We start from the raw sequence: 9036 nt of genomic DNA, 5'->3' as shown, positions 1-9036 counted from the left end.
CTCCTGCTCCTGCTCCTGCTCCTGCTCCTGCTCCTGCTCCTGCTCCTGCTCCTGCTCCTGCTCCTGCTCCTGCTCCTGCTCCTGCTCCTGCTCCTGCAACAGTTTTGAAAACCGCTGAGAGAAAGGAAAGTATCGGTAAAAAAATTGCAGAACTCGAACTACGACTCAAAGAAGACAGAAGAAACGAAATCGTAGAAAAGATTCTTCAAAAAAACTCAGTACAACAGCAAAAACATCTCAGGCTTATCGGCTGGATTCCATTTCTCAGAAGGCTCGCAGAGCTTCTCAGAAGCTATGGGAAGTCCATTCTTCACAAAACCCACACACACTTCTCAAAAATTCATGTAATCCAACCTTTAAACAAGGCGAGAAAAATTCGTTTATAGACAGCTAGTTGTAAACACCTTTCGTAACCACACTCTATTCTCTAGTAATAGATTTGTGTTTAGTCAAGAAAATATTGATCGTTATTACAGATCGATAAACTAGTTATGATAGATAACACCTATCAAGTAACAACCATCGATCGGTACAAGCAATTTTACTAAAGCGAGTCGGTCATCGAGAATCTCTGTAAACGCACCATTTAATCTTCCAGATTGGGATAGCTATGGAAAACGAAACAATAAAGTGCCCGTTCTGCTTTACACAAAGTCCTCATGGTGTGCGGATTTGTAAAGGCTGCCATGCAAAGATCGCTTACGGTGAAAGCCCGCTCAGTGTGGCATTCCTGTTTCAATTCGTTGCATTTGGGCTCGCGTGGTTAGCATTTTCGTGGACTGGCAGCACTCTTGTATCAGTCATTACGTTTTTCGTAAGCATCATTATTCTTATCTATAAAATTAAAAAAACGTATGCAGACAGAGTTGTTTTTATACGGTGAAATTAATTTCACACAACCGCAAACCTAAAATGAGAAAGTAAATGAACCGATTTATAAAGTCCTCTTTTTTTATTATTGTCTTCCTGCTTTCTGGCTGTTCAACATCAGGGAACCAGAACCTTAAAAACGAAACACCTCAAAGCCTCCAGTCAAAGATCATTAAAAACAAAACAACTAAGACTGAATTACTCACTAAGTTAGGTGAGCCTGATACAAGAACCACACTCGATGACGGAAATGAGCAATGGAAATATTTCATGTCTAACAATCAGTTCAATGCAACGACTTTCATTCCTGTTGTGGGGCTGTTTACTGGCGGTTCTCAGACTCAGTCTAAAACTCTTGAGATCGACTTCAAGGGAGAGACCGTAAGTAAATGGACTTTCTCCTCTGATAACAACAACACCAAAACTGGTATTCTTAATTAATTATTTTTGGATAAGAAAATGAAAATATACTCAATCCTCACAGTTATTCTTACCTCATTTCTTCTAACCGCATGTAACAGTGAACCATCGCAAGACGATATATACAATGCTTTCAAAAGTGTTGTAGATAAATCAAATGCCAGTATGAAAGCTTTTGATTCAAGAGTTTCAGAAAAGGATCTTTTAAGAATCGATTATGTGAAGAAAGTTAGCTGCACAGAAGAAGCAAACAATGTTTATAACTGCATTGTCGATGCCTCTATTAGTAATATGAAACAGACAAAGCCTGTTAAGCTTGTGAAAGCAGATGGTATCTGGAAAGAAGTTCAGTAGTAGCCTGTATCACTAAGTCTTTTTTTAGCCCCTGCTTAGGGGCTTTTTATTGCCTATAACCTGACGGTTCTTACGCGAACTTCATGGGTTAACTCTTTCTCAATTACTTTCATTTCATATTGTGCTCTGACAGTAGCATAGATTTCCTCTGCTTTTTCTTGATTGTTATCTATGTAATTAACAAGCGAGTTTAGTTCCCTAATAACTCCTTCTTTGTTATTTAATCGTTGTAGAAGATTGCTTGTCAGACTTTTGTATACTGAGCTAAACATAGTCATTATGTTATCAATATTACGATTGGATTTGGAATAAATCCTTTTAGGGTAAAAATATTTTAAATGGTATCCCACAAAAATTAAGTAAAGTTGATATGAGAAACTTTTATCTCCGGGCTGGTACCGTTTTGAGATATATTTATCAATTATAATGATAAGTTGCTCTTCCAGAGTAAACTCTGAATTGATGATGTTTTTGTCCATAAAATGCATCCTTGCATAATTGAAATAGTCATCCTGACCATATATTTATATTTATCGTATTTATTTAACTTGTCAATAGGTGTAACCTATCAACTATTATTTTTTATTAAATGGTCTATTCAATTGTTCCATAGTGAGACCATGTCTATAAGCATTATACTGCCAATAGCTAAACTGCTCTTTGTATCTATTGTTCTGTTTTTTTAACATTTCATTTTCGGCTTTAAGATTTATTATTTGTTGTGCCGCAATCGTTAAGTTAGCTGGCTTTTTAAGGCCAGATTTTTTCAAATTAGACAAATTTTTCTGTGTTCTATATGCTTCAACAACTTCATCATGAGCACTTAGAGATTGCCTTGTGATAGTTCTGTTTAGATTCTTATAAACTGATTCACATAAATCGCTCCATGTGATTTTACCGTCCCAAGTCAGTATAATGTGTTTAATTGCCTTTATTTCACTCCTGTTTAAATGTTTTGCCATATGCATCTCCTGTTTCAATTATTCAATAGTTTATTAATTCTTTCCAAATTTTTTTTGTGGTGTTGCAACCATTTGTCTGCACCATAATCACCATTTTCATAAGCGATCTGAGTTATTCTCTTTAATTGCATTACTTTCTCTCGGACAGATTGCAGTCTAATTCTATCTACTGAGTTAATGTCCGGTGTTTCATTATCACATTCAATAAGATGATTAATTTTTGCACAAGGCTTGATTAAATAGTTATGTACACAGTAACCAAATTCAGTTAGGTGTATTGCACCTTGATTAAGGTTATCAAAATCAATTGTCAATTCATTTGTGGGTATTGACTCCCTTTGACAGTAATTACTCCTATTCAATTTAATAGCTTTGATTTTATCTAACATATCTTCTTCCGACACATGGTTATAAACTCTGTTCTGATTCGCATTGATACGACCAGACCATTTAGCTATATCCAGTTCAGACATTTCACCATAATGGGCTATTGTGTTTAAAAGGTGCCGTGGCTGGTGTGAGCGAATAAGTAGTGGTTTACCTTCATCATCATAATATCCATATCGGGAAAATATATTTTTATAATTCATCTCATAGCTTTTTTTTCTTTGTATGTCACTGAAAAAGAAACTTTTAGTAGGTTTGTAAAATGTGAAAATTGAAGTCATTCTTGATAAAGAAAATTGATCAGTATTGAGCAAGCATAAAGCATTACTAAATTTTATGGATTTTTCTTTATCATACCATGGAAAATCTCTGCTAAAATTAGAACTAATAATTTCCCACAAATTACTCAATGAATAGTTGTAATCATTGTGGTTTAAGAAACTTTTCCCACCATCCAAACTCGTTCTTTTAATTTTTAAAACACATGATTTATGATCAAATAAATTATACCCCAGTGCATGGCAAACTTGTACAACGGTCAATTTAGCTTTTTCATCAACTGTTGGGCAAAGCTCATGTCGGTAAAATTTATCCGGGTACTTTTCGCACCAGTGAGCAAGTGCTCTTGCATTTTGTGATAAGGAAAGTAATCTTCTAATCGCTTTCTTTGCAACTGGTATCATAACCCGTGGAATCCATTTGATATTAGGGCCATACCCTTTTACCGAATAAAATCTCAAACCATATCTTTCGATACCCTTGCCATCTATTTGTGTAATCTCACAATCAGCAGGTAAGGCTAAAATTTCAGAAATTCTGCTCGGACAACAAAGTAGAAGTGCAAATACTGAACTGGTGAACTTATCCCTTGGACTCAGTAACTCATCATTTTGAGAAAAAATATCAGCAATAGCGAGCAATGCTTCTTCATCTGGTAACTTATCGCTTCGGTGATAATCCTCAATCTCAGGAAGATAATTGTTTTTGACTTTCTGTTTTACATGGTTTTTCCATGAGATATATCCTGACTTCACAAGATTATGTTCACACAGAAACTTTGATATTTTTTCAAGCTGTATTCCACATTTAGCCAAAACGTTACCTTCAAAATATTTACTCCCGATCTGCATTGCCTCATCGAAAACAACGGCTGTAACATTATAAATGAGACCAGTGTTCTGAACCTGCAAAAGGGCCTGTTCGAGACATCGCAAGGCCATCATAATAACCCCATAATTTTTTAATGGTTTCAATGTGTGTTGATATCTGATATATGCTTTCGCAAAATTGATATAATCTTCGTGCATTGCATCAATGGAATCAAAGATTTTATTTCCAATCCCTATTTTTCTAAATGTGACATATCCTTTCCAGGCATACTGCTCCCAATCCTGAGTTTGGGTTAGTCCGGACAGTTGATAGCGACAAAATTTTATGAACTCATTATAATTTTCTTCTACAAGAATATGTTTTTTTGATTTGAACAAAATAATATTATTCATAGTTGATTCACCTCACTGCGATCAATCGGAATAAAAAACATACATTGATTGCAAGGAAATCCTGAATTCTGACTCTGGCATCTACTTGAAGAAAAAAATTTGAAATGACTACTCTTTTTCGATTTGATTCCGTTCATAAAAATATCAGCGACAAATGACAATTGTTCTGAAACAGCGGAATCAATCCTTTCAACACTGTCAGCATGATTTTTAATATAAATCCCCGCACTTGAAGTAGATGAATGATCCAATAATTCAGCTATAGTATTAACATTATGCCCATTCTTAGCCAGCATAGTTGCTATTGTATAACGAAGCCTACGAGGAGTGATATTTAGTATCGAACCGGTACGGTTGGATATTACATTTCCATTATTAACAATACTTTTCAATGCTACATTAGCAATTGTAGGCTTCGCATATAATTTATTATATTCCAGAAGAATTGAACCTGTTATGGATAAATCTGAGAGTTTTTCCTCATTTAAGAAAATAGGAACTTCTCGTTTAGAATAATCATCAAGAGTTTTTCCAAGAGCTTGCTCAACAAGTTTCACTGATTGATTAGCTTGCAATTGAACAATTGATGCAACCTCTGATATTATTGCAAGTTCTCGATATCGTAGTTCTTTACCCCGTTGTTTTACTCGTGGCACTGAAATTACATATTCTACTTTGCCATTATCTAAGTTCTTTTGAAGAAGGTCTTTATATTTCAACATAACTAACTGCTGAGGTCTTCTACCTGTAAGACTGATCAATAGTGATATTGCATAATGTGGCAGTGACAGTTCACCTTTTCTATATGCATGATTCATAGCCTTAATCAAAGAAGTATGTTCTTCTTTATTTAATGGTCCCTCTGTTGGATCATCTTGAAGCACAGACTGACCAGATTTTTTTATTTTTAGGTCCAAATGCTTTAACAGTTCTACCGCACTTTCATCTATTCCCGGATATCCTAACTCAAACCATTTAATCAAAAATGGTCGTAAAACGCGAAATGATGCTGAGGCTTTTGATAATTTCTTATTTTGATATTCAATTAGAACCTTATCATCAATATGAGTAGGAGATAGTTTACGGATAAGACTCTCCATATTTCTAACAATATTTTTCACATACAAATAGCTGTTGCTATTAAAATAATATTGTACTGTATATACAAACCCACAAACCAAATTTTCGTTCATAGCATATATTAAGTTTGTAAGATTGATTCCGTTATTTTCAATTGAACTGATGATTTTATGTTCATGCAAAGACATTTTATCAGATTTATTTTTAATTAAATTATTCATCAAATTCTCCTTTGAATAGTTGCTCTTGTTGTTCAAGTGCAGTTTTTTTCGATAGCTCATAAATATGCCTGCGATTATAAATCATTGAAGTTTCTGAACCCGGTCGCCATCCCATGAGATAAGAACGGATTTGTTGCTCTTTTTCATCGGATATGTCCTGATTCTTGTCTATTGCTTTCGAAAACTCATAATTCCATGTATGTCTGAGTTTGTGACCTGTCAATCCCCCTAGAAGTGAGGAGGATTGACGAACAACACTCACCACTTTGTGATATGAAGAAAATGAAATAGGTTGCCCTTGAGTTTTTCCTTCCTTATAAGTAATAAACAGGAAATCATGTTTGTTAGAATTTTTTATGTTTCTTCGATCATTCAGAATATAATCTGAAATTTCAAACATGAGCTTTTTATCAGCAATTAATTTCCTCTCACAAGTTTTAACTAAAGGCTGATACACTCGCGGATCTGTTTTATCATTTGCTCTTCTTCTTATTGCAATTGTCGATTCTGCAAAATCTATATCACCAATTCGCAGATTCAAAAGTTCACCTGCTCTCAGGCCAAAGCAGTGTAATAGCAGAAATATTAGATTGTTTCTTTTTTGCACTTTTTCTGAAAAAGGATTTAATTTGCTACCCGGTGCAAGAATGCTAAACAAAGAATCCAATTGTTCATTATTTAAACTTTTTTCTATATCCATATTATATTTATCATTATTTCTCGGTTTCTTTCGTTTTATGTTGTTAATGAAATCTAAAATATATTTGAGAGTATCCTTCTGTCCTGTATGAGAAAGATGTATTTTGCACAGCCATTCCAGATAGTTAGCTATGGTTGTTATCCGAAAGTACTTAGTTGGTTTTTTGACATTTGAACTTCTAAAATTATCATTCTCGCCATCTCGAAAATTGAATGAAGTGAATTCGATCAAATCTTCAATTTCATGAGGAGCCAGAAATATCCTTTTCTGAATTCTTTCATCAATATTGATATTTTTTCTCATAAAGAATCGATATAACAATGAAATGCTCCCAGCGATAACCTTCATTGTTGATATAGACTCTGACCGATTCCTGACTTGTGTTGTTATATACAAGTTTGGATAATACAATGGCTCACCAGTATCTTTATTTACAACATGACAATATCTCTCACCATTTTCGAACATAAAAGAATCCACACAAATACTGCACATATTTTCCTCCTAAACTTTACAAAAAGTATAATTCCAATATATTAATAATAAGCATTTCGTAGATTTACAAATTTATTTGGATCGATTAAGATATTTATTTAAATTAAAACAGTGAGATAGACGATTATTCTTGTCAAATTATCATCTGGTAGATCTAGTTATTATTATGTACACCTAATACTTCGAAAACTATCTCACTGCCTTGCTAATAAACGGTAACCAAAATAATGTAAGTTACTCTGTAAAGTTTTAAGATAAATTATGCAGCCAAACTTTACATTTTCATAAAAAGATCTTAATCCATTAGATATAAAATTATCCGCTTCGCTAGGAGTTTCAATTCATCAGGACATTTAATTAGAGATAACCAGGTCTCGTAAACATATATCTGTTTGCAAGCATTAAGCTCAGAGATCGAGTCTAAAGGTTCTCTCAGATTTCCTACAAGGTACTGACTGAGCCAGTAAATGATTTCTTTATTAAACTCGTTATTAGGTAAGTCATAAATCACTTCTTGGTCAAAGATCTTGTAAAAAAGATCTCCGCATAAATTGCACATATGGTTTTCTTCGCTTACAAATTCTTCGATATTCATAAAATCGCTCCCATGTTCAATTAAGCAACATTATTTCGACTTGTTTCGATAACAGACTGAATCCAGGTATCAATCTCACTTTCAACGAAAGCTACTGCACGACTTCCAATTTTGACAGGAGCAGGAAACTTACCATCGTTGATCAGACGATATATCCAGGCTTTTCCGTAGCCAGTTCGTTCGAGAACTTCTGGTAATCGTATTAGGCGGGTTGCTTGATTTTTCATTTCGTTATCCCTTGTCGTTGCGGTGAAGTCACTATACGAACAGTTGGGAAAAGAAAAGAGCGAAGCTCCTGAAGCGGAGGTTCTTCGTAGCTATGCAGGATGGTTTTCTCGAAGTTGGTGCCGTACAGAAAAGGGGAACTTGAGAGTAGCTGAAATTCCCCCCTTTTATAGCAAGTGTCAAAATGCCCGGTTTAAAGTAAAAATCGCAAAAAAAAGCACCATTCACAATGATGCCTTTAGTTAATTTTAACAATTAAAACAAATAGTTATAAATGTAATTCTAATCAGATAGTTTCATTACATCAGAGACTTTCATTTGCTTCAAATGGCTATTTTTGTTCATGAAGTAATGGAATTGTCGGATAAAGTCAGTTGTGCAGGATTTAAGAGCCAAAGGCCTGTCGGTATCTTTGATTTGGCTAGACTGCCTCATTTCGCTTTCTTCGTCATCGTCTGTATATAGCAGTCTGGATAACCTGTCGTCAGAGACACGGATTTTTTTAACGGCTGCCCACACCAGGATATCCAGCATAGGTATCACACGATAACTGATGAGTTTCTTGATAGTTCCATACCCAAAGCGAACTGATTCTAAAGGATCTGGTTCGATACCTTTGATTTTACGCCACTGCGGTAATGCAGCTTTAAGCGACTCTGCAATCTCTTCGTCTGTGCCACTTGCCAAATCAATCTCGAACATGACTGTTCGTGAAAACTGATCTGGCATAATATCTGAAAGTGATTCTTCCCGAAGATCTCTGTTTATTGAATAATTGTCATCACCATCCCAAACAAAACCTCCGCGTTGCATAGCAATGATGCTCGTTTCAGCAAGGCGATCAAGAGTTGTTAGAAAAAAATGGGGAGGCTGAAAAAGTTTATTGGCAGGAGTCATGTATCCCAGTTGCCCTTCTTCAATTAAAAAAGGATTGCCACTGAAAATTTTTGAGAAGTAACCCATAAGAGTTCTGCTCTCAAACTCTTCCCGATACTCCTTAAAGAACAAGTTACGAGCCCATATCTCATGGTAAAACTGGAGCAATGAGAGGTCTTCAAATTTGCGATATGTATCAATCTTAAACCAACTCTTGATGTCTTTTGTGTGCTCTGGTGACCAGTTGTTCAAAATCCATTCTCCACCTATGCTGGTACTGCCCTACGGATAGAATTCAGTTTCGCTGAAAAACTACCGCATTCACTAATCGGTGAAAAGCAGATCCTGC

At 35.1% G+C, this 9036-nt stretch carries 11 protein-coding genes and 1 pseudogene; 4 read left to right on the top strand and 8 right to left on the bottom strand.

What is annotated here, in order from left to right; translation table 11 throughout:
* The 4 genes and pseudogenes from AC2FAP_RS13460 to AC2FAP_RS13445 form a co-directional block, all read left to right on the top strand.
* A pseudogene (locus tag AC2FAP_RS13460) lies at nucleotides 1–386 on the top strand (relaxase/mobilization nuclease domain-containing protein); the annotation flags it as partial.
* A 224-nt stretch (nucleotides 387–610) separates the two neighbouring features.
* A complete protein-coding gene (locus AC2FAP_RS13455; RefSeq protein WP_071840992.1) occupies nucleotides 611–883 on the top strand; it encodes a hypothetical protein in 273 nt (90 codons plus the stop codon).
* Nucleotides 884–924: 41 nt separating this feature from the next.
* On the top strand, nucleotides 925–1311 hold the full coding sequence (locus tag AC2FAP_RS13450; RefSeq protein WP_063158976.1) for a hypothetical protein: 387 nt from the start codon (nucleotides 925–927) through the stop codon (nucleotides 1309–1311).
* 18 nt (nucleotides 1312–1329) lie between these two features.
* The gene (locus AC2FAP_RS13445; RefSeq protein WP_008322889.1) at nucleotides 1330–1644 is read left to right on the top strand and encodes a hypothetical protein; all 315 of its coding nucleotides are present in this window, start codon (nucleotides 1330–1332) and stop codon (nucleotides 1642–1644) included.
* Nucleotides 1645–1697: 53 nt separating this feature from the next.
* On the opposite strand, the gene AC2FAP_RS13440 is transcribed toward AC2FAP_RS13445, so the two are convergent.
* The 8 genes from AC2FAP_RS13440 to AC2FAP_RS13405 all read right to left on the bottom strand — a co-directional run bounded on the left by AC2FAP_RS13440 (nucleotide 1698) and on the right by AC2FAP_RS13405 (nucleotide 8939).
* A complete protein-coding gene (locus tag AC2FAP_RS13440; RefSeq protein ID WP_000360018.1) occupies nucleotides 1698–2123 on the bottom strand; it encodes a hypothetical protein in 426 nt (141 codons plus the stop codon).
* 96 nt (nucleotides 2124–2219) lie between these two features.
* Nucleotides 2220–2606, bottom strand: a complete 387-nt coding sequence (locus AC2FAP_RS13435; RefSeq protein WP_485452952.1) for a hypothetical protein — start codon at nucleotides 2604–2606, stop codon at nucleotides 2220–2222.
* Nucleotides 2607–2620: 14 nt separating this feature from the next.
* Nucleotides 2621–4495 (bottom strand): DNA-binding protein, encoded by a 1875-nt coding sequence (locus AC2FAP_RS13430; RefSeq protein ID WP_001059592.1) that lies wholly within the window; start codon nucleotides 4493–4495, stop codon nucleotides 2621–2623.
* The gene (locus tag AC2FAP_RS13425; protein ID WP_485452951.1) at nucleotides 4492–5796 is read right to left on the bottom strand and encodes a tyrosine-type recombinase/integrase; all 1305 of its coding nucleotides are present in this window, start codon (nucleotides 5794–5796) and stop codon (nucleotides 4492–4494) included. Before AC2FAP_RS13425 ends, AC2FAP_RS13430 begins: the two co-directional genes overlap by 4 nt.
* Nucleotides 5789–6991, bottom strand: coding sequence for a tyrosine-type recombinase/integrase (locus AC2FAP_RS13420; protein WP_008322898.1), 1203 nt, complete (start codon nucleotides 6989–6991; stop codon nucleotides 5789–5791). The genes AC2FAP_RS13425 and AC2FAP_RS13420 overlap by 8 nt, the downstream gene beginning before the upstream one ends.
* 295 nt (nucleotides 6992–7286) lie before the next feature.
* Entirely contained in the window at nucleotides 7287–7586 is a 300-nt protein-coding gene (locus AC2FAP_RS13415; RefSeq protein WP_001019190.1) for a hypothetical protein, read from the bottom strand.
* A 20-nt stretch (nucleotides 7587–7606) separates the two neighbouring features.
* Nucleotides 7607–7813, bottom strand: a complete 207-nt coding sequence (locus tag AC2FAP_RS13410; protein WP_000795663.1) for a helix-turn-helix transcriptional regulator — start codon at nucleotides 7811–7813, stop codon at nucleotides 7607–7609.
* 280 nt (nucleotides 7814–8093) lie between these two features.
* Complete coding sequence (locus tag AC2FAP_RS13405; RefSeq protein WP_001067212.1) at nucleotides 8094–8939, bottom strand: DUF6387 family protein; 846 nt, start codon at nucleotides 8937–8939, stop codon at nucleotides 8094–8096.
* Nucleotides 8940–9036 lie beyond the last annotated feature (97 nt).

This window comes from Enterobacter cloacae complex sp. 394I7 (assembly GCF_057320345.1).
Note: the sequence above shows the minus strand (reverse complement) of the source record. Positions and strands in the feature narration are given on the sequence as shown.